At 70.5% G+C, this 18,694-nt stretch carries 14 protein-coding genes; 5 read left to right on the forward strand and 9 right to left on the reverse strand.

The genetic code is table 11. The features are described 5' to 3' along the window. Window positions 1-18: 18 nt before the first annotated feature. Together ACFY1L_RS14410 and ACFY1L_RS14415 are read right to left on the reverse strand one after the other, a co-directional pair. The gene (locus tag ACFY1L_RS14410) at window positions 19-798 is read right to left on the reverse strand and encodes an isocitrate lyase/phosphoenolpyruvate mutase family protein (RefSeq protein WP_388823091.1); all 780 of its coding nucleotides are present in this window, start codon (window positions 796-798) and stop codon (window positions 19-21) included. Then, window positions 795-1,253, reverse strand: coding sequence for a hypothetical protein (locus ACFY1L_RS14415; protein ID WP_388823093.1), 459 nt, complete (start codon window positions 1,251-1,253; stop codon window positions 795-797). The genes ACFY1L_RS14410 and ACFY1L_RS14415 overlap by 4 nt, the downstream gene beginning before the upstream one ends. A 563-nt stretch (window positions 1,254-1,816) precedes the next feature. Here ACFY1L_RS14415 and ACFY1L_RS14420 point away from each other — a divergent pair. Together ACFY1L_RS14420 and ACFY1L_RS14425 are read left to right on the forward strand one after the other, a co-directional pair. Continuing rightward, the gene (locus tag ACFY1L_RS14420; protein ID WP_388823095.1) at window positions 1,817-2,824 is read left to right on the forward strand and encodes an esterase/lipase family protein; all 1,008 of its coding nucleotides are present in this window, start codon (window positions 1,817-1,819) and stop codon (window positions 2,822-2,824) included. 79 nt (window positions 2,825-2,903) lie between these two features. Further along, complete coding sequence (locus ACFY1L_RS14425) at window positions 2,904-4,292, forward strand: hypothetical protein (RefSeq protein WP_388823097.1); 1,389 nt, start codon at window positions 2,904-2,906, stop codon at window positions 4,290-4,292. Window positions 4,293-4,605: 313 nt separating this feature from the next. Here ACFY1L_RS14425 and ACFY1L_RS14430 read toward each other — a convergent pair whose 3' ends face one another. Then, on the reverse strand, window positions 4,606-6,321 hold the full coding sequence (locus tag ACFY1L_RS14430; protein ID WP_388823099.1) for a DUF2264 domain-containing protein: 1,716 nt from the start codon (window positions 6,319-6,321) through the stop codon (window positions 4,606-4,608). A gap of 81 nt (window positions 6,322-6,402) precedes the next feature. Then, window positions 6,403-7,446: a rhamnogalacturonan acetylesterase gene (locus ACFY1L_RS14435; RefSeq protein ID WP_388823101.1), complete on the reverse strand. Its 1,044-nt coding sequence runs from the start codon at window positions 7,444-7,446 to the stop codon at window positions 6,403-6,405. A gap of 200 nt (window positions 7,447-7,646) precedes the next feature. Between ACFY1L_RS14435 and ACFY1L_RS14440 the strand changes: the two genes are divergently transcribed. Then, window positions 7,647-9,326 carry a rhamnogalacturonan lyase B N-terminal domain-containing protein gene (locus ACFY1L_RS14440; protein ID WP_388823103.1) on the forward strand — a complete coding sequence of 560 codons (1,680 nt, stop codon included), beginning with the start codon at window positions 7,647-7,649 and terminating at the stop codon, window positions 9,324-9,326. Between the two features lie 2 nt (window positions 9,327-9,328). Here the strand turns inward: ACFY1L_RS14440 and ACFY1L_RS14445 are convergent, their stop codons facing one another. Together ACFY1L_RS14445 and ACFY1L_RS14450 are read right to left on the reverse strand one after the other, a co-directional pair. Next, the gene (locus ACFY1L_RS14445; RefSeq protein ID WP_388823105.1) at window positions 9,329-10,741 is read right to left on the reverse strand and encodes an RICIN domain-containing protein; all 1,413 of its coding nucleotides are present in this window, start codon (window positions 10,739-10,741) and stop codon (window positions 9,329-9,331) included. Between the two features lies 1 nt (window position 10,742). Then, on the reverse strand, window positions 10,743-11,822 hold the full coding sequence (locus tag ACFY1L_RS14450; RefSeq protein WP_388823107.1) for a family 43 glycosylhydrolase: 1,080 nt from the start codon (window positions 11,820-11,822) through the stop codon (window positions 10,743-10,745). A 202-nt stretch (window positions 11,823-12,024) separates the two neighbouring features. On the opposite strand from ACFY1L_RS14450, the gene ACFY1L_RS14455 reads away from it, so the two are divergent. Next, entirely contained in the window at window positions 12,025-14,139 is a 2,115-nt protein-coding gene (locus ACFY1L_RS14455) for an autotransporter (protein ID WP_388823109.1), read from the forward strand. Between the two features lie 70 nt (window positions 14,140-14,209). Here the strand turns inward: ACFY1L_RS14455 and ACFY1L_RS14460 are convergent, their stop codons facing one another. The 3 genes from ACFY1L_RS14460 to ACFY1L_RS14470 are packed head-to-tail and all read right to left on the reverse strand — an operon-like array spanning window position 14,210 to window position 17,578. After that, window positions 14,210-15,331, reverse strand: a complete 1,122-nt coding sequence (locus tag ACFY1L_RS14460) for an aminoglycoside phosphotransferase (RefSeq protein ID WP_388823111.1) — start codon at window positions 15,329-15,331, stop codon at window positions 14,210-14,212. Further along, window positions 15,324-16,166 carry a PhzF family phenazine biosynthesis protein gene (locus ACFY1L_RS14465; RefSeq protein WP_388823113.1) on the reverse strand — a complete coding sequence of 281 codons (843 nt, stop codon included), beginning with the start codon at window positions 16,164-16,166 and terminating at the stop codon, window positions 15,324-15,326. The genes ACFY1L_RS14460 and ACFY1L_RS14465 overlap by 8 nt, the downstream gene beginning before the upstream one ends. A 26-nt stretch (window positions 16,167-16,192) precedes the next feature. Next, window positions 16,193-17,578, reverse strand: a complete 1,386-nt coding sequence (locus tag ACFY1L_RS14470; RefSeq protein ID WP_388823115.1) for an amino acid permease — start codon at window positions 17,576-17,578, stop codon at window positions 16,193-16,195. 126 nt (window positions 17,579-17,704) lie between these two features. Here ACFY1L_RS14470 and mmuM point away from each other — a divergent pair, with 126 nt between their 5' ends. Further along, window positions 17,705-18,628: a homocysteine S-methyltransferase gene (gene mmuM / locus ACFY1L_RS14475; protein WP_388823117.1), complete on the forward strand. Its 924-nt coding sequence runs from the start codon at window positions 17,705-17,707 to the stop codon at window positions 18,626-18,628. Window positions 18,629-18,694: the final 66 nt, after the last annotated feature.

Below are 18,694 nucleotides of genomic sequence, written 5' to 3' on the forward strand. Positions count from 1 at the left end.
CTCCACCGTACCAAGCACTCACCCCCCGGCGCTGTGAGCCGGATCGCTCCTACGGCTCAACACCTCGACGTCCGCGTACGACGGCGCCGTGCCGTGCGGTGCCCGACCTGCGCGGATGTCCGTAGCCGCCTCCAGGGCCGCTCCCAGCGCCGTCCGGTACAGCAGCGAACCGAGACTGATGCGTCGTACGCCGAGGTCGGTGAGGTGGGGGACGGTGGGGCCGGTGGGTGAGTAGAGGATGTTGAGGGGGAGGTCGCCCAAGTGCCGTACCAGGGAGGCGATCTCGGCGGGGTCCGTCAGCCCGGGGACGAACAGCCCGTCGGCGCCCGCCTGTTGGTAGGCGTCGAGACGGTCGCGCGTACCCTCACCGTCACCCAGCCAGTACGTGTCGGTGCGGGCGTTCACGAAGAGGTCCGGGGCCGCGGTCTTCACGGCGGCGATCTTCGCGGCGTGCCGTTGCGCGGGCCCGAGGCCGTCCTCCAGGTTGATGCCGACGGCTCCTACGGCGGCGAGTTGGCGCGCGAACTCCCCCACCTCGTCGGGGTCTTCGCTGAAGCCGCCCTCCGCGTCGACGGAGAGCAGGAAGGACCCCGTGCCGAGCGCGAGGGCGAGCCGCAGCGTTTCGTCGCGGGTCGCGGACGCGCCGTCGGGCAGTCCGGCGGCCGCGGCGACACCCAGACTCGTCGTCCCGACGGCACGGAAGCCCTTCGCGGCCAACGCCGCGGCCGAGGCGTGGTCCCAGGCGTTGGGCAGGAACAAGGGCTCCTCGGCGTGGTGAAGCGCGGCGAACTCGGTCACGAGAGATCACCCACCGCGTCCGCGTAGTAGGCAGAGCCCTTCAGATGCAGCGCCAGCTCACGGAAACTCCACCCTTCGCCGGGCGAGTGGTCGAGTTGGGCGTCGGTGAGGGCGTCGAGTCGGTTGGCCCAGATACGGGCCAGGCGGGTGAGACGGCTGCGGGCCTCGTCGAGGTCCTCTTGGGTGAACGGGGCGAGGTCCGCGTCGGTCGTGGTCGCGGACGCGTGCCACTGGTCCGGCAGCGGCTCCTCACCCGCCAACCTGGCCTCCAACTCGGCGAGGTGGTCGACCAGGTGATCGGCGACTCGGCGGATGGCCTTGTGCGGGGTGTAGACGCGGTCGTCGACGTGGGCGGGCTTGCCGTCCCAGTCCGTCCAGGTGGCAGCCAGCTCGAGGACATGCTCCACCATGCCAGTGACGGCCCGGGCGGGTGTTTCCTGCGGGGTCTCGGTCATACCGGCAGGCTAGAAGCGGGTCGCTTCGGCGCCGACCGAACTGTCCATGCCGGATCCGCTCGTCTCCGCCGGATGCCGAACTGACCACGTCCCATCTGCTCGTCTCCGCCGGATGCCGAACTGACACGTCCCATCTGCTCGTCTCCGGCGGGTGCCGAACGTTTCACACCCGCCCTCGTCCCCACCTGACCCCGAACCCACCGCACCCCACCCACCCGTCCTCGCGGACGCCGAACCACCCACACCACACCCCTCCGCCTCCGTCGCGTACCCAACCGCCCACGCCCACCCCGGCCGACTACCGAACTCTCCACGGCCAACCCTCACGCCTTCCGCCGGGTGCCGACCTGCCCCCGCCCACCCGCTCATCTCCACCGCGTGCCGAACCCTGCACGCCCAATCCCCCTCGCCTCCGTCGAGTTGCAACTGGACACGGGCCGTACGGGTGAAATTGCGCTGCTCCATGCGTGGTGTTGGGCGCGGTCGTCGGGCAGTGCACCGAATCCGCTCCTCGATCATCTCCGCGTCGGCGCTCGGCCGGCCCTGAGACGAGGAGTGGCGCGATGGCGGATCTGAAGGTTTCGCGGAGGCGGTCAGGGCAGCGGCGGCGCGCCAAGTGGGCCGCGGTCTGTGCGGGGCTCGTCCTCACGCTGGGCGTGGGGCAGCAGGGCGCTGCGGTCGCGTCCGACAGCATCGCGCCTCCGAAGCCGCCGCGGAACCTCCTCGCCTTCCCCGCGGCTGTGGCCGGCAGTCTCGCCAACCCGAGTGCGCCGCCGGCCGGGGCCGACGACTGGAACTGCAAGCCCACGCGTGAGCATCCGCGCCCAGTCGTCCTGCTGCACGGGACCTGGGCGAATGCCTACGACAGCTGGAGCATGCTGTCCCCGTGGCTGAAGCAGGCCGGCTACTGCGTCTTCGCCCCCAGCTACGGGGGCGCGCCAGGCTCTCCGATCCAGGCCACCGGCCATGTGCCGGACTCCGCCCGGCAGATCGCCGCCTACGTCGACCGTGTGCTCAAGGCCACCGGTGCCCGTCAGGTCGACCTCGTCGGCCACTCCCAGGGCGGCGGTCTCACTCCCCGCTGGTACCTGCGGTTCGCGGGCGGCACGGACTCCGCGCACCCCAAGCGGAACAAGGTGCACAGCCTCATCGGTCTGGCGCCCTCCAACCACGGCACGACCGCTTCCGGCCTCGGCACGCTGACCACCGAGCTGGGCCTCAACCAGCCCGTGTCCCTCCTCGTCGGCCAGGCGTACGCGGACCAGATGGTCGGCTCCGCGGTGAACAGGACGCTGGACCGGGACGGGGACACACAGCCGGGGGTCTCCTACACCGTCATCGCCACCAAGCTCGACGAGGTCGTCACCCCGTACACGAACCAGTTCCTGACCGCGGGACCGGGCGCGACCGTCAAGAACATCACGGTCCAGGACATCTGCCGCCAGGACCTCTCCGAACACCTCTCGATCGCCTACGACTCCAACGCCGCCCAACTGGTGCGCAACGCCCTCGACCCCGCCCACGCGAAGCCCGTCGACTGCAGCCTCACCCTGCCCGTGCTCGGCGGCTGACACCGACCACGATGTGACGCCCGCAGCCCCGGGAAACCGGGGCGGCAACCTTTTGATCGACCGGCGGCGACCAGGGGGCATGACTTCAGCGAGACGCACGACCACTCACCGCCGGGTCCGGGCTGCGCGTAAGCCCGTGATCGCCGGACTGGCCGCGACGGCCGCGCTCGTCGGTGCCTGGTACGCAACCGCCGGTGCCGCGACGACCGCCGCCTCCGGACTCACGGTCGGCACCACCTCGGTGAGTCTGTCGGCCAAGTTCCCTTATCTGTCAGCCGGTTACAACAACACGCGCGAGTGGACGCGGACGGCGACCGCCGTCGCCCCCAACGGCACTCTGCGCGTGGCCTGGCCGGCCTCCGACGGCGTCCACGTCACCCCGCTGACCTCCGCCGGGAAGCGCTCGGGCGCGGACACCGTCGTCAAGGGCACCAAGGAGGTCGGCGGTCTGGTCGCGCACAACAACGGCTTCGCGCTGCTCACCCGGGTCGCCGACACCAACAAGTGGCACGACACGGCGGCCGCGCTGGTCCGCTACACGAACGGCAAGCAGACCTTCCGCACCAAGCTCACCGGCACCTCCTCGCACGACACGTCCCCGACGCTCGACGGCCAGCTGACCTGGAACGGCTCCAAGTACGGCGCCTACTTCGTCGTGCACGGCGCGGGCGGCTTCGCCGACGGGCACTACGGCGACAAGCTGTCGTACGTCAGCGCCAAGGGCGCGAAGCTGAGCGGCGGTTGGGGCTGGGGCTGCAGCCACAACGAGGGCATCGCCCTGCACGCCGAGAAGTCCGGCGCCTTCACCTCCCTCTGCTTCGACGACTGGCGCTCGGGCCTGTTCGTCTCGACGGGCATCGCCGCCCCGGACGTGGCCCCGGTCGTGCAGCGCGAGCAGTGCTGGGCGGGCTACTGCGGCGGTACGTTCCCGAGCCGCACCGGCGACCTGGTGAAGTCGTCGACCGGCCGCTACGCCACAGCCTTCGCCTCCCGCGGCGCGGCCTCGGCCAAGAAGAACCCCGCCGACTCCTCCGGCCGCGGCTGGACGGTCACCCCGAAGACGAGCACACACCAGGTCGCGGTCGCCTTCATGAAGAACCGCAACTCCGGCCCCGGCAAGGCGATCTACCTCTCCAGCGCCAAGGGCACGGAGCACGTGAACGTCCACCTGGCCCCGTACGGCAAGGACCGGCTCCTGCTGTCCTGGGAGTCCCTGAAGAACGCCAAGTGCAAGGACGGCACCTGCACCGGCACGTTCACGGGGACGCATCTGCGGCTCATCGACTGGAACGGCAAGTTCCAGAGCGCGGACAAGGTGGTGAGCGCGCGCATCACGGGTGACCTCGCGGTCTCCGCGAACGGCACGCTGACCTGGGCGTACGTGCCGATGACCCCGTCGTACGCGTCGCCTCTGAACGGGGCCTCCCCGACCTCGAAGACGCTGAGGATCGCCCGGCTCACTCCCTGATGGACCGAGCCCGGTGAAGGGGAGGAACAGGTGTCCGCCGGAGTGGTCCGGGCAGGTGAGGCTGCCAGGCCACCAGTGCCACACGCCCAGTGGCAGGCCGGCCGGCGCGTCGTCGCAGGACTTGGTGAGGACGAGGCAGGACACGGCTCTCGTCCCTGACCAGACGCTGGACGACGTCCGACGGCAGCCGGCGGGCCGGGGCTGCGCTCCTGCGCACGAAGGGGTGCGTGGACGCGGCCGGGCGGCGCGCGGGGTTCAGCCCTGCGCGCCGCCACCGCTCCGTGAGCTGGTCCCTCCCCCTCGTCATGGGGCCTCACCCTGCGGGACGGGACTCCTCCACGACGATCTCGTCCCGGGATCCGCCGAGCCGGACCCGCACCTCGGGCCCACCGCTCCAGCGCACGGTCAACTCCCGTGCCCCATCCGCCCGTACGGTCACCGTCTCCCCCAGCGGCACGGGATCCTTCTCCCCGGTCAGCCGGACCAGCGCGACGAACAGGCTGTCCCCTTCGCCGGTGACCCCGGTGAGCGCGTCGGAGAGCCCCACGGCCGGCGACAGCTCGGCCCGCAGGTCCTCACCCGCCGTCCACCCGGTCACCCGCACCGCTGTCCCGGGGTCCGCCCCCGCCACCAGATGCGCGCGAACCTCCACGGCCCCGCGCGCCAGCACCACACTCGTCACCCTCGCTCCTCCGCCCGCCGTGTGCCGGGAGGCCACCCAGCCGTCGCCCACGCCCAACGGCTCGATCTCCGTGCGGCTCGGATCGTCCCCGACGATCACACTGTTGTCGTACGAGGAAGGCGACGAAGAGGGCTCCGTCACCGTCGAGTAGGCCAGGCGCGTGTAGTACGGGTCGTAGCGGACGTCCTCGCTGCCGTGGTTGTGGAGGCGGACCACACCGTCCGAACTGGTCGACTGCAGCAGCCAGTTGGGCGGGGCGATCGCCGTGAGCGCGTCGGAGCGCTCCGCCGGGCCCGGCTCCTCGGTCGCCGTCCACACCGGGTGGTCCGGCGGCAGGAGCAGGCCGAGGAAGCCCTTGCTGGCCCAGTACGGGGAGGCGGGGCCCGAATAGCCTTGCAGAACAGCGGAGTTGGGGCCGTGCCAGCCGAGGGTCAGCAGGTCGCGGGAGTCCAGTGCACCCCGTTCCAGGAAGTACTTCAGCGCTCCCGACGCCAGCCGCCGTGTCTCACCCGGCGGCAGCGGCGTACGGCCCGTCAGCGCGCCCAGCCAGAGCGGGACGGTCGTCGCGAACCGGTAGGTGAGGGAGCGGCCCTGGTGCATCGGGGCGCCGTCGCCGCCGAACAGGCGGGCGTAGTCGGCGAGATGGCGCTCGAGCCTCCCCCCGTACAGGTCGAGCAGCTCAGCGTCGTCCGCCAGCCAGGCGTGCAGCACCGGGTAGAGGTGCATCGCCCAGCCGTTGTAGTAGTCGAACTTGCGGCCGTCGCCGTCGGTGTACCAGCCCTCGCCGACGTACCACTTCTCGATGCGCTCCAGGCCGCGGCCGATGGCCTTGCGTGACGCCTCGGGCTCGTAGCCGATCTCCTGGAGGAAGCCGCCCACCGTCACCGGGAACAACTCCCAGTTGCAGGGCCAGGCTTCGGCGGTCAGCGCGTCCCCGAGCCAGTCGGCTGCCCGCTGTCGTACGCCCTCGTCCAGCCGGTCCCACAGCAGCGGGCGGGTCAGGCGCAGCGCGAGGGCGATGGATGCCGCCTCGACCAGGGGCTGGCCGCGTTCCTCGATCCGGGGCCAGACGCCCGCGACGCCGGCCGCGAGCCCCTCGGCGTACCGCTGCAGCACAGCCTCGTCGCGGCGGAAGGCCGCGGCGAGCAGCGTGCGGGCGTATCCCTCCAGGCCGTCGGAGAGCCGGCCGGACCAGCTCGTCCGCTCGCCGGGCAGGTGGTAGAGCGCGCCGCCCTCCGCCGCGTACGGCTCGACCGCGGCGAGCAGGGCGTCGGCCGCGGCCTCCCAGTGGGCGCGGCTGTAGCCGGTGTGCGGGCTGAGGGTGCGGTCGTCGGGGGGCAGGTGCATCGGCTCTCTTTCAGGACTCGCGGCAACGGACGAAAGGTGAGACCTGGGGCGCCCCGGTTCCGGTCGAGACGCCCCAGGGGTTCATCCCACCCGCACCAGGCCCCTGGGCACCAGATGCCGGTCGACAAGCGCGTCGCGGACGAGTCCTGCGTACACCGTGGCGCCGTGGACGGAGGTGTGGGTGTTGTCCTTCTTCTCGTTGTAGAGGTAGATCGCCTTGGAGCCCTCGACGCCCAGGGACTCCACCAGCGCCTTCGTCTTCGCCGTCAGGTCGATCAACGGTACGTCCTCGGCGGCGGCGACCGAACGGATGACAGCAGGATGGTCCACACCGAGGCCATTGACCAGCAGCGCGGTGTTGTTGTTCAAAGTGCCGTCGGCATTGAACCAGCGCCGCACGATCGGAGTCACCAGGACCGGGTCCCCGTCTTTCTCCCGTACACCCGCCACCAGCGTCTCCAAATTGGTGCGATACGTCGCCTCGTCCGTGGTCTTGTCGTTGTGCGCGAGCTGGATCAGGACCAGGTCACCGGGGCGGATCAGCGGCTGGACGGTGGCCCACAGCTGCGGGTTCTGCAGATAGGTCACCGTACTCTCGCCGGAATCCGCGTAGTTGGCGACGGACAGACCCTTGCGGAGATACCGGGGCAGCTGCTGGCCCCAGCCGGAGTACGGGTCGGCGGGCTGGTCGCATACCGTGGAGTCGCCGACGAGGAAGATCCGGCGGGCGTGCCGGGCGGGCGTGACACGGATGTCCGCGAGTGCGGGAGCCGAGCCGCCAAGTACCAGGTCCAGGCCGGGAGTTCCGTCCGCGCCCGTCGGTTCGCCCTCCGGCGTGCGGACGTTGACGGTGAAGCTGCGTGCGACCCGCTCGCCGGCCGCCGCGGGTGTCTCCGGGAGCAGGGAGCGCCGGGTCTCGCCGCTGACGCTCGTGCTGGAGTCGGCCTCGCCGCCGAGGAGGACCTGCACGTCGTACGTGCCCGGCGGGACGTCGAAGTGGCAGGCGTCGGCGGTGCAGTTCTCCATGCCGAGGGGCCGGTGTCCCTCATGGGCCTGGGCCGGTACGGCCGTCAGGCAGGCGCCGAGCGTCAGCGCCGCCAGCACGGCGAGGTTGAAACGTCTCATTCGCGAATCCCTCCGAGGAAACGACGCGCACGACAGGGCCTGGCGGCAGGACGGTACCGCTGTTGGCAAGCGCTTTCTAGCCCTTGGACCGATTTCACAAGATTGCCAACCTCGCGCAAGCGAAAGCCCTTTCGCGAAATCGATTCAACTGTCACCCTCGCTCTCACTTGCACCCCCACAGCACCGAAGGAGGCACCCCCATGTCCGACACCGTGAACAGACCGGTCGGCCGCCGTACCTTCGTCCTCGGCAGCGCGGCCGCCGCCGGCACCGCCGCACTCGCCGGGCCGCTCGCCACGTCGGCGTCCGCGGCGGGCTTCGGCTGGAGCGACGACGGTTCGAACTACGTCGTCGACACCGGCGCGAGTCTCATCTTCAAGGTCAGCAAGACCAACGGCGATTTGACCTCGCTGGTCTACAAGGGCACGGAGTACCAGGGCTACGGCGGCAAGAACTCGCACATCGAATCAGGCCTCGGCGCCTCGACGGTGACGATCAGTCAGTCGGGATCCACCGTCCTGATCTCCGTCACCTACGGCACGCTCAAGCACTACTACGCGGCCCGCAGCGGCGAGAACAACGTCTATCTGTGGACCAACAAGGCGGACACCTCGGTCAGCGCGACGCGCTACATCGTGCGCGTCAAGGCGGGCCTGTTCCTCAATGACGAGCCCGACTCCTACACCTACGCGCCGACCGCCATCGAGGCCTCGGACGTGTTCGAGAAGTCCGACGGCCAGACCCGCTCGAAGCACTACTCGAAGCTGAGGGTCATCGACTACGACTACATCGGCTGGACCACGGGCAGCGTCGGCCTGTACGTGGTGCGCTCCAACCACGAGAAGGCCTCCGGCGGCCCCTTCTACCGCTCGCTGCTGCGACACCAGAGCGCCGACGGCGGCGGTCTGTACGAGATCCTGTACTACGGCGAGAACCAGACGGAGTCCCAGCGCTTCGGCCTCCAGGGCCCGTACGTCATCGCCTTCACGGACGGCGGCGCGCCCTCGTCCGCGCTGTACCACGGGAACCTCACGACCTCGTGGGCGGACTCGCTCGGCATCTCCGGGTACGTCGCGGCGAGCGGTCGCGGCAAGGTCGCCGGCGTCGGCATCAGCGGCCGGAACACGGCGTTCCCGTACACCGTGGGGCTCGCCAACTCGGCGGCGCAGTACTGGGGTTCGGCTCGCTCCTCGGACGGCTACTTCTCCATCGCGGGCGTGCTGCCCGGGACGTACACCCTGACCGTCTTCAAGGGTGAACTCGCCGTCTACACAAGCTCGGTGACGGTCACCGCGGGCGGTACGACCACCCTCAACACCATCGCCGTCCCGTCCTCGAACGACCCGAGCAACGCGAGCGCGATCTGGCGCATCGGCGACTGGAACGGCTCGCCCAGCGGGTTCAAGAACGCGGACCTGATGACGTACGCGCATCCGTCCGACAGCCGGGCCGCGTCCTGGACCGGCAACGTCGTCATCGGCAGCGGCACCGAGACGTCCGCCTTCCCCTGCTACCTCTGGAAGGACGTCAACAGCGGCATCATCGTCTACTTCAAGCTGACCGCCGCCCAGGCCGCCGCCGCGCACACCCTGCGCATCGGCGTGACGACGGCCTACGCGAACGGCCGGCCGCAGGTCGTCGTCAACGACACCTGGACCTCCGCCGTCCCCTCGCCGCCCTCGCAGCCGAGCACCCGGTCGCTGACCGTGGGCTCGTACCGGGGCAACAACTACACGTTCACCTACAGCGTGCCGGCGTCCGCCTGGCTGACGGACACCAGCGCGTACAACACGCTGAAGATCTACGTGGCGAGCGGCTCGGGGTCGACGTCCTTCCTCAGTGCGGGCACATCGATCGACGCGATCGATCTGCTGACCTGACGTCAGGTTCCGCGCGTCCACTGCTGGTTGGTGCCGCCGTTGCAGGTGTAGGTGATGATCGCGGCGGAGTTGGCGGTGGACGCGCCGGACACGTCGAGGCACTCGCCGCTCGCGCGGGAGACGACGTTGACGTAGGAACCCGAAGTGGTCAGCGACCACTGCTGGTTGGTGGCCGAGCTACTGCAGTTCTCCTGGGTCACGGTGCCGGCGTTCTCCTGCACGCACAGGGAGCTGTGACGGGTCATCAGCTGGTAGTAGCCGCTGCCCAGGGACTTGAACCAGTACTTCTGGTTGTTGCCGCCGTTGCAGTCGTACTGCTTGATCTGGGCGCCCTGCCACAGCGACTGGCTGGTCACGTCGGCGCACTTGCTGCTGTGCCGGGCGATCAGCGTGTTGTACGTGGCGCTGGTGCCGGTGACGGTCCCGGCAGCCGTGTCGACGGTGACCTCCGGGGACCAGGACATGGACATCGAGGTCGAGCTCGGGAAGGTCAGCGGCAGCCAGACGTAGCGGGAGTCGTTGACGGTGCCGCCGAAGGAGTTGCCCCAGCGATCGCCCGTGTAGAGGTACGAGGTGCCCGAAGTCCCGGTGATCGGAAGGACGTAGGCGGTCTGCGAGTTGTACGCCGTCGAGTCGCCGACGTTCGTCCACGACGTCCAGGGGCCGGACAGCGAGGTCGCGGTGGCGTACTGCTGCTGGTTGGGGCTCCAGCCGGTGGCTCCCGAAGTCAGCATGAAGTAGACGCCGCCCCGCTTGAACAGGGCCGGAGCCTCGCGGTGACCGCCCGGCCAGGGGTTGGCGACCAGGCTGTCGATACCGGTGTAGTCGGCGGTCAGCTTGTAGATGTGCAGGTCGTAGTTCTCGTTGGCGGCCGAGACCATGTAGCCGGTGCCGTCGGTGTCGACGAACGTCGTGATGTCACGGGACATGTAGTCGTCGAGCGGGCGGAAACTGCCCTGGTAGGTGTAGTTGCCGTCGATCGTGGAGGAGACGGCGACGGCGGCGCGGGCCTCGCTGTAGTCGGTGCCGTTCTCCTTGTGCATCCACATCACGAACTTGCCGGTGGACGCGTTGTAGATGACCTTGGGCCGCTCGATGTAGGCGGTGCCCAGCTCGGAGGCGGACGACTGGGTCAGGACGTGGTTCCTGAACTCCCAGTTCTTCAGGTCGGTGGAGCGGTAGGCGTCCACGTACTTGAAGGTGTTGTCGGAGTTGCGGTCCTCGCCGAACCAGTAGTAGTACGAGCCGACCTTGATGACCCCGCCGCCGTGGGCGTGCACGACGTTGCCCGAAGTGTCGGTGAACTGGACGCCGTTGGTGACCGTCTGGGCGGCGGCCTGCGCCGGCCCCGCGGTCACGAGGGCGCCGGCCAGCGCCAGACAGAGGGCCGTCAGCACTGCGTACACACGTCTCATGTCACGCACTCTCCTTCGCGGAGTCGGCTGCCGTGTCGGCCACGGGGACGCCGAAGTTCGGGGTGCCGTCCGGGTTCCAGCCGAGCTTCTGGATCCGGGTGTGGCGGTTGGGGTCGTTCAGGGGGTCGCCGGTGATCTCCTTGTACTGGCGGGCGTGGTAGACGAGGACGTCGCTGCGGCCGTCCTCGGCGACCGTGAAGCAGTTGTGGCCGGGGCCGTACTGCTTGGTGGTGTCGTTACTGGTGAAGACGGGCGTCGGCGACTTGGACCAGTTGGCGGGGTTCATCAGGTCGGCGTTCGCGTCGACGGTCAGCAGGCCCATGCAGTAGTGGTAGTCGGTGGCACTGGCCGAGTAGGAGAGGAAGAGACGGCCGTTGCGGGCGAGGACCGCGGGGCCCTCGTTGACCTTGTAGCCGATGCACTCCCAGTCGAACTCCGGTGTGGAGAGGCGTACTTGAGGGCCCGTCAGGGTCCAGGGGTTCGCCATCTTCGACAGGAAGAGGCCGGTGTTGTTGTCCATGCCGGGCTCGTGCTGGGCCCAGACGAGGTAGCGGGTGCCGCGGTGGGTGAAGGTGGTGGCGTCGAGGGAGAAGGTCTCCCAGGCCGTCCTGATCTGGCCCTTCTCCACCCAAGTGCCCTTGAAGGGATCGGGACCCGCGTTCTCGAGGACCCAGATGCGGATGTCCCACACGCTCTCGGCGGGCGCGGAGGCGAAGTAGATGTACCACTTGCCGCCGATGCGGTGGATCTCCGGCGCCCAGATGTGCGCGCCCATGACGCCGGTGGCGTGCTTGGTCCAGATGACGGACTCGGTGGCGGTCGCCAGGCCGTTCAGGGTGCGCGAACGGCGCAGGACGATGCGGTCGTACTCGGGGGCGGTGGCGGTGAAGTAGTAGTGGCCGTCGGCGTGACGGTGGATGTAGGGGTCGGCGCGCTGCCGGACGAGCGGGTTCACGTACGGGGCGGCCCTTTTCGGACTCGGGGCGGCTTCGGCGACTGCGGGGGTCGCGGCCAGGGCGCCCGCGGCCAGGGCGCCTTTCAGCAGCAGTCGTCGGTGGGGGACTTCGGGGGCGCGGCTCATGCGGACTGCCTCTCGGATGGGGGTGTCCTGAGAGTGATGTTCGATATTGAGAACATCTGTTGTTATTGCGAACAGCCGAAAGGTAAGGCTGGGGAACGGGGAGGTCAACGGGTGGGACGCGAAACGAGAAGGCGAACGAGAAGGCGCTTTCTACGGTCGCGATTTTTTGTTATCCGCGCTCGCCCCGCCCGTCTCCGATCACGTGCGCAGCCATACCCACAAGACAGCAGCCGCCGCCGGAGCCCTCGCGGCGGTGGCCGCCCTGCTCGCCATCGCTCCCCCCGCGGCCGCCGCCGGCACCCGTGACGTCACCGCCGATGTGCTCGCCGACCGGGACGTGACGCTCAGCGGCGACACGGTGGTCACCGTGCCGTCGGGGACGACGACGTACGACGGGGTGTTCCGCGGTGAGGGCACGCTCACCGTGCGCGGGAGCGGGACGCTGGTGCTCAGCAAGGACAGCGACTTCACGCTGCCCAAGTCCCGTCAGCAGCAGGTGGTGAAGACGCAGGGCGGCAACCACCCGTACACCACGGTCACCAACCCCGACCCGCCCGCGATCACCGTCGCGAGCGGGGCGACCCTGCAGTACGGCACGGGCGGCGGCACCGGCCTGATCGGCCACTTCCCGTACAACACGCCGGGTTACCAGCTGAACCAGCTCAACGTCCGGGTGGACGGGACGTTGAGGCTGTCGCTCACCCGCACCTTCAACATCGGCACGATCAGCGGCTCGGGCCTGGTCACCCAGCCCCGCAACATGTGGGGCACGCTCGACCTGGCCGGCACCCACCCCTTCTCGGGTGTCATCGACAACGGCACCGGGATGGCGGTCGGCCGCCCCGAGTACCCGGTGGCGCTGCCCAACGCCCGCGCGATCCTCAACCAGGGCTCCTGGATCATCGACACCCCGCTGTACCAGACGATCACCCTGCGGCAGAACTTCTACCAGCGCGAGTACGGCAGTGACGTCAACGTCCACACCCGGCCCGGCAGCAAGGTCGTGCTCACCGGCCAGTACAGCTACAGCGACCGGGGCGGCGACACGAACCCCTCGCTCAGCGACCCCAACATCAACTGGCGGGCGATTGCTCACCAGTTGAACAAGCGCGGCACCAACATCGAGGGCGCGGACGTGCAGTGGGGCGACGGTACGACCCACAAGATCTTCATGCCGGGCACGAAGGACACCGTCTACATCAACATGCACGAGAAGAGCGGCCGCCGCTCGAAGCTGACCCTCGACTACAACGGCCCCGTCACCCTCGGCGCCCCGATCGGCGGCGGCATGTACCACGACACCCTGGCCGCGCCCGGCGCCGGGGACGTCGTCATCGCGGGGACGCACGGGAACGACGTGACGTTCGCGGCGAAGCAGTACTACGACGGCTCCACGACGATCGGGACGGGCGCGGTGCTGCGGCTGGGCCTGGGCTCGGGCAGGAGCGGCGACGGCTCCCTGATGACCGGCACGTCGGGCCGCCGGGTGGTGAACGACGGCACGCTCGTCGTGCAGAACGCCTCGACCGCCGTGTCGCTGTCCCGGATCAGCGGCTCGGGCTCCTTCGTCCAGTCGGGCGCCGCGACGGCGACGCTGACGGGGAGCGCGGTGACGTACACCGGGACGACGACCGTCAAGAAGGGCACGCTGGCGCTGCGCGACGGGGCAACTCTCGGACGCAGCAAGGCGATTCGGCTGACATCGGCGGGAGCTCGGCTGGACGTCGGCTCCGCCGGACTGCGGGTGACGGCCTCACTGTCCGGCACAGGGACGGTGAAGGGGGCGGTGACCAACGACGGCGTGGTCGCGGGCGGGGTGACCGTCGCCGGTGCGTACACGCAGACCGCGAAGGGCGAACTCGTCCTGGGCACCAGGCCGTTGAAGGTGACGGGTTCCTCGGTCCGCCTGGCGGGCGACCTCGATCTCTCGGCCGCCGGAACCAGGCCGGCCCGCAAGATCACCGTCCTCACCCACACGGGCAAGTCGAAGACCACCGGCACCTTCAAGGGCCTCAAGGAAGGCGCACGCCTGAAGCTCGCCGACACGACGTACCGCATCAGCTACAAGGGCGGCGACGGCAACGACGTCACCCTGACCGCGACCACCGCGGGCCACTCCCCCGCCGCCCACCCGGACTCGGCGACCTCGGGCGCGGCCGCGGCCGCCGGCCCCCGCACCGCGAACACCGCGAGCAGCGGCCTGGGTTGGTGGCCGTATGTGCTGGCGGTGGGGCTGCTGCTCGGCCTGGTGGTACCGGCGGTGAAGAGGCGGGGTGGGCGACGGCGGGGTGGAGGCCGGCATGCCGCACACGGTTGAGGTGCCCGAAGCCGCCAGGACATGATCCGAGAGGCCGCATCCGGCCCCGACCGCAGGTGATCCGCGCCGGTCAGCGTCCGCTCGGTGCCTCCGGGAAGCCCAGTCGCGGGGCCAGTGCCCGCGCTTCCGCGGCCCATTCGGCGAGGAAGGCGAGCGTCAAGCCCCGCTCCCGGTAGCGGAGTTCGCCGGAGACGGTGCGGGCGCCGCCGTAGTCCAGTTGCTCCTCGCTCGCGCGGGACAGCGACAGGGCCGTGAGCCAGTCGTACTTGACGGCCGAGGCGCACACCGCGAGCCGCACGAGGTCTTCGTCGCCGCCCCAGCCGCTCTCCCGCAGGCCGTGCAGGTACGCCTCGTACGCCCGCGCCGCGTACTCGGGAAGGTGCGCGGCCGGGACGAACAGGTCGAAGACCGAGTCGGGGAGGTAGTTGCCGAGGTCCTCGCCGAGGGCGCCGTCGCCGGTGAACGCCCAGTCGAGGAGCACGCTGTCGGGGCCGTGGGAGCAGGCGTTCGCGGGCCAGTGGTCGAGGTGGCTGAGGGTGCGCGGAAGGGTCTCCATGATCTGGAGGAACCACTCGCGGTCGTGGTGCAGTCGGACCATGTCGTGGCGCAGGCCGGGCGGGAAGTGGTCGCGGACCAGGGGCTGTTGCCAGGCCTCGTCCTCGTCGAGGAGTTCCTGGCCGAGGGTGTTGCTGCCGACGTACTCCCGAAGGAAGCGGCGGGAGAGCCAGGGGTGGTCCGCCGTTTCGCCCACGGCCGCCTGCGCGGCGCCGAGGCGGCGGGCGTGTTCGATGTGCCGGGCCTGCGGCCAGGACGTCGCCGGCTCGCCCCGCACGTCCTCCAGCCACAGCGCCACGTCTCCGTCGGGCCGCTCCACGCAGCCGAGCAGACGGGGTGCGCGGATGCCGTACGGCCGCCAGAGCTGGGCGAGGCCGGACTCGTAGACGTCGGCCTCGCGCCGCCAGTAGTTCCAGTGCCGTGGGTCGTCCGTGGCCGCCCAGTGTCCGGTGGCCTCCTTGTTGCGGGTGAGCACCTTCAGGACGGCCGAGCGGTCCCCGTCTCCGTCTCCCGCCGACACACGCCATACGCCCGCGGTGACGCCGTTCTTGGGGTTGTGCACCAGGGGTTCGACGGCGACCTTGTCCGTGCCGAGGACCTCGCGTGCCTCGGTGTTCGGGAGGGCGGTTTCAGGCATCCGCCAACGATAGATCGCGGGCGATCCTCGCAATGCCGCCCACGCGGATCCGCCGACCGTCTGCGCCCGGCCGTACGCCCGCCCTGATCGTCGCCGGGCTGCCGAGTGAGTCGCCCATGTCGACGGTCACGGAGGGCAGGCCCTCGCGCGACAGGTGGGCGGCGAGGCAGGCGGTGCTGTTGGCGTTGGCGATGTCCTCGGGGACGCCGATCGACGGGGCGAACATACGGGCTGCGACTCGGGGTTCGGGTGTCGGCGCGGAGTGGACGTAGCAGCCGAGCAGGCCGAGGTCGTCGCATGCGGCGCGGAGGTCGTCGAGGCTCGGGGTCAGGGCGGATACGGCGCTGCGGGTGGGGAGCGGCACCAGGAGGCGGGGGCGGCCCAGTGCGGCGACCATGCAGCCCGGGGTGTCTTCGGCTACACCCAAGGCCCGCAGGACGGCCTTGTGTTCCCCGTCTGCGGGCCTCCGAAGGGTGACCGGGCCCGGCGTGAAGTACGCCTCGAACTCGCCTTCCTGGCGGGCGACTTGGCCGTCCAGCGTGCCTCCCGGCGTGCGCAGCGTGATGTCATGCGCGTCGCCGTCGCGGCGCTCGGCCAGCACCGCCAGCGCCGCGACCGTCCCGTGGCCGCAACCGGGCAGCTCGCCCTCCGCCGTGAAGAACCGCAGTGAGGCCTCGGAGCCTTCGGCGGTGACGAACACCGCGTGCGAGGTGCCCGCCAGGGCGGGGACGCGGCGGCGTTCGCCGTCGGTCAGGGACGGCTTGTCGTCCAGGACCGCGGTCGGGCTGCCCCCGCGGCCGTCGCGCAGGCACGCGTGCACGATCGTGACGTTCACGGGAGCGAGCGTAGACCGCCCTCAGCTCACGCGGCCAGCGTGGCCTCCTCCGCCGACTCTCGCCGCCGGCCCCGCAGCCACACGTACACCGGAATGCCCGCGAACAGGAACAGCACGCCCTGGTACACGGCCGCGTAACCGGCACCCGCGATCAGCCAGAAGGAGAACGCGAACGACAGGGCGGCGACGATCAGGTCGCGGACGAGGCCTGCCGGGCGGACGCGTTCGCGGGTGCCCTGGGCCAGCCAGAACAGTTGGGCGGCGGCCGAGAGGAGGTAGGGGACGCAACCGGTGAAGGTGGTGATCAGGACCAGGACACGGAACGTGGTGTCAGGGCCCGCCGTGTAGTTGAGAGCGATGAGCAGCGTGCCGAGGACGGCGACCGCCCAGACCCCGAAGCCCGGCACCCCGCCCTTGCCGACCTTCGCGAACGGCGCCGGGAACAGTCCGTCGCGTGCGGCGGCGTACGGCATCTGTGCGGCCAGGAGGATCCAGCCGTTGAGGCAGCCGGTGATCGAGGCGACGGCGACCAGGGCGATCGCGGTGCCGCCCCAGGAGCCGCCGGTGATCGCGTTCACGGCGTCGGCGAACGGGGCGCCGGAGTCCACCAGCTTGTCGTGCGGGACCAGGCCGAAGACGGCGACCGTGCCGAGGAGGTAGACCAGGGCGGAGGCGAGGGTCCCGAGGACGCTCGCACGGCCGACGTTGCGCTCCGGGTCCTCGACCTCGCCCGCGCTGACCGCGGCCGACTCGACGCCGAGGAAGCTGTAGAGGAGCAGCGCGGCCGCGGCGGCCACCGCGCCCGGTGTGCTCTCGCCGGAGGCGTTGAACGGCCCGAAGTTGTCCGCGTCGACGAAGAAGAGGCCGATCGTCGCGACGAGCAGCAGCGGCACGAACTTCAGGACGGTGGAGACCACTTGGACCGCACCGACCCACCGGGTCCCGGCGAAGTTCGCGGCGGCCGGCAGCCACAGCGCGGCGAGGGCGACGACCGCTTCGAGGGCGTGGTTGCCGTGCAGCGGGATCAGGACGTCGACGTAGCCGACGACCGCGGTGGCGAGGGCGGCGATGCTGACCCAGCACATCGTCCAGTACGACCACGCCGACAGGAAGCCGGCGAACGGGCCGAACGCGTCGCGCGGGTACACGTACAGACCGCCGGTGACCGGGCTGCGGCGGGCCAGCCTGCCGAAGAGCAGGGCGAGCAGTACCGCGGCGACCGACAGCACGACGAAGGCGACCAGGCTGACCGTGCCGTACGGGGCGACGGCGGCGGGCAGCGCGAAGATGCCGCCGCCGATGATGTTGCCCATCACCAGCGCGGTGGCGGCGGTGAGGCCGAAGGTGCGGCGGGGAGCGGAGGCGGCGGTCGGCTCCGGTGCGGTGGCCTCGGTGGGGCTGGGGGCAGTCATGGTCGTTCCCGTGCGGAGGGGGATGGGGAGGTGCGTGATCGTAACCCGCCGTCCCACATGCTGGGCGATCTGTTCATGTACTGGACACAGTCGGCTGCCGGGCATCCATTCGACTAGCGTCGTGACATGACCAGCGACTTGGCTCTCCCCTTCACGCAGGCCCTCGCCGCGGGCACGCTCGTGCTCGACGGCGGCATGTCCAACCAGCTCGAGTCCGCCGGGCACGACCTGAGCGACGAGCTGTGGTCGGCGCGGCTGCTCGCGGAGCAGCCCGAGGCGATCACCGAGGCCCATCTCGCCTACTACGAGGCGGGCGCGGACGTGGCGATCACCGCCAGCTACCAGGCCACGTTCGAGGGCTTCGCGCGGCGCGGGATCAAGCACGCGAAGGCGACGGAACTCATCTCTCTGAGCGTCGAGTTGGCCCTGGACGCGACACAGGAGGCGTGGGCGAAGGGCTTCAGGCGCCCGCTGTATGTGGCGGCCTCGGTCGGGCCGTACGGGGCGATGCTCGCGGACGGTTCCGAGTACCGGGGCCGGTACGGGCTGAGCGTGGCCGAGCTGGCGGCCTTCCACCGGCCCCGCCTGGAGGCGCTGGCGTTCGTCGGGCCCGACGTACTGGCCCTGGAGACGATCCCCGACACCGACGAGGCCGAGGCGCTGCTGCGGGCGGTGCGCGGGCTCGACGTCCCGGCCTGGCTGTCGTACACCGTCGCGGGAGATCGCACCCGCGCCGGCCAGCCCCTGGAGGAGGCTTTCGGCCTCGCCGCCGACGTGGACGAGATCGTCGCGGTCGGCGTCAACTGCTGCGCCCCCGAGGACGTCGACGGCGCGATCGAGACCGCCGCGCGGGTCACCGGCAAGCCGGTCGTCGTCTATCCCAACAGTGGGGAGGCTTGGGACGCGGGGGCCCGTGCCTGGACCGGCCGCTCCTCCTTCACCCCCGAGCAGGTGACGGGCTGGCGTACGGCCGGGGCCCGGCTGATCGGCGGGTGCTGCCGGGTGGGGCCGGAGGCGATCGCGGGAATCGCCCGGACGTTGGCGGCGTGAGGTCTGTCCGCATCCGAACCCTGTCGGCTCCCGCAGCGCACTGCTAGCCTCCGCACGGGAACCGGT

The sequence above is a fragment of the Streptomyces sp. NPDC001663 genome (genome assembly GCF_042893105.1).
Lineage (GTDB): Bacteria > Actinomycetota > Actinomycetes > Streptomycetales > Streptomycetaceae > Streptomyces.

Excerpts from the sequence above, each read along its gene's own strand:
- ACFY1L_RS14440 (WP_388823103.1), top strand. The coding sequence starts at position 7,647 with ATGTCCGACACCGTGAACAGACCGGTCGGCCGCCGTACCTTCGTCCTC.
- ACFY1L_RS14460 (WP_388823111.1), bottom strand. The coding sequence starts at position 15,331 with ATGCCTGAAACCGCCCTCCCGAACACCGAGGCACGCGAGGTCCTCGGC.
- ACFY1L_RS14450 (WP_388823107.1), bottom strand. The coding sequence starts at position 11,822 with ATGAGCCGCGCCCCCGAAGTCCCCCACCGACGACTGCTGCTGAAAGGC.
- ACFY1L_RS14445 (WP_388823105.1), bottom strand. The coding sequence starts at position 10,741 with ATGAGACGTGTGTACGCAGTGCTGACGGCCCTCTGTCTGGCGCTGGCC.
- ACFY1L_RS14420 (WP_388823095.1), top strand. The coding sequence starts at position 1,817 with ATGGCGGATCTGAAGGTTTCGCGGAGGCGGTCAGGGCAGCGGCGGCGC.
- ACFY1L_RS14425 (WP_388823097.1), top strand. The coding sequence starts at position 2,904 with ATGACTTCAGCGAGACGCACGACCACTCACCGCCGGGTCCGGGCTGCG.
- ACFY1L_RS14470 (WP_388823115.1), bottom strand. The coding sequence starts at position 17,578 with ATGACTGCCCCCAGCCCCACCGAGGCCACCGCACCGGAGCCGACCGCC.
- ACFY1L_RS14430 (WP_388823099.1), bottom strand. The coding sequence starts at position 6,321 with ATGCACCTGCCCCCCGACGACCGCACCCTCAGCCCGCACACCGGCTAC.
- ACFY1L_RS14435 (WP_388823101.1), bottom strand. The coding sequence starts at position 7,446 with ATGAGACGTTTCAACCTCGCCGTGCTGGCGGCGCTGACGCTCGGCGCC.
- ACFY1L_RS14415 (WP_388823093.1), bottom strand. The coding sequence starts at position 1,253 with ATGACCGAGACCCCGCAGGAAACACCCGCCCGGGCCGTCACTGGCATG.
- mmuM (WP_388823117.1), top strand. The coding sequence starts at position 17,705 with ATGACCAGCGACTTGGCTCTCCCCTTCACGCAGGCCCTCGCCGCGGGC.